1 protein-coding gene is annotated in these 911 nt (G+C 40.5%); it reads left to right on the top strand.

Annotation, left to right across the window (positions count from 1 at the left end; genetic code table 11):
* The first annotated feature begins 177 nt into the window (after nucleotides 1-177).
* The gene (gene can, locus R7190_RS26170) at nucleotides 178-846 is read left to right on the top strand and encodes a carbonate dehydratase (protein WP_005462578.1); all 669 of its coding nucleotides are present in this window, start codon (nucleotides 178-180) and stop codon (nucleotides 844-846) included.
* Nucleotides 847-911: the final 65 nt, after the last annotated feature.

The raw sequence follows: 911 nt of genomic DNA, 5'->3' as shown, positions 1-911 counted from the left end.
ACAAATAGTTTCACCAGATTTTACTTTTTTCTTAATGAAAACTAGTCAGATGAGTCCTATCTGACGAATATTTAACGGGATCGAAATTGTAACATTGTGTATAGTTACAACACTGATCGCTTGATATGTTTCAATTGCGATGAGTGCTTTTGTCATTTAAGGGAAGTAGTTTGCAAGATGCCGGAAATTAAACAGTTATTTGAGAATAATTCAAAATGGTCGGAAGAAATCAAATCTGATCGTCCTGAATATTTCGCTAAGCTCGCCGAAGGCCAAAAGCCTGATTTTCTTTGGATTGGCTGCTCCGATAGTCGAGTACCCGCAGAACGATTAACCGGCCTTTACTCCGGTGAATTATTTGTTCACCGCAATGTTGCAAACCAAGTCATTCACACAGACCTCAATTGCCTTTCCGTTGTTCAATACGCCGTTGATGTACTCAAGGTGAAGCACATTATTGTGTGTGGTCACTACGGTTGCGGCGGTGTTAACGCAGCGATAGATAACCCTCAACTCGGGCTTATCAATAACTGGCTACTGCACATCAGAGATCTTTACTTCAAGCATCGTTCTTACTTAGATCAAATGCCTGTTGAAGATCGTGCCGATAAGCTTGGTGAAATTAACGTTGCAGAACAAGTTTATAACCTAGGCAATTCAACCATCATGCAAAACGCGTGGGAGCGCGGGCAAGATGTCGAAATTCATGGTGTCGTATACGGAATAGAAGATGGTCGCCTTGAATATTTAGGTATTCGCTCTAATTCTAAAGAGACCGTTGAAGCATCGTACCAGAAAGCACTGTCGACGATTTTAAACCCTGACAATAAGCTTCTGTGTCGCTAAGCCATAAAATCTGAATAAATAAAAAACGCCCATTTATATGGGCGTTTTTTTGTATTTCGAATAGT

This window comes from Vibrio sp. 1078-1, assembly GCF_033340475.1.
This window is presented reverse-complemented; position numbering and strand designations above follow the sequence as displayed.

What these genes read in the sequence shown, in the direction of transcription:
- can (WP_005462578.1), top strand. Translation starts at nt 178, where the DNA reads ATGCCGGAAATTAAACAGTTATTTGAGAATAATTCAAAATGGTCGGAA.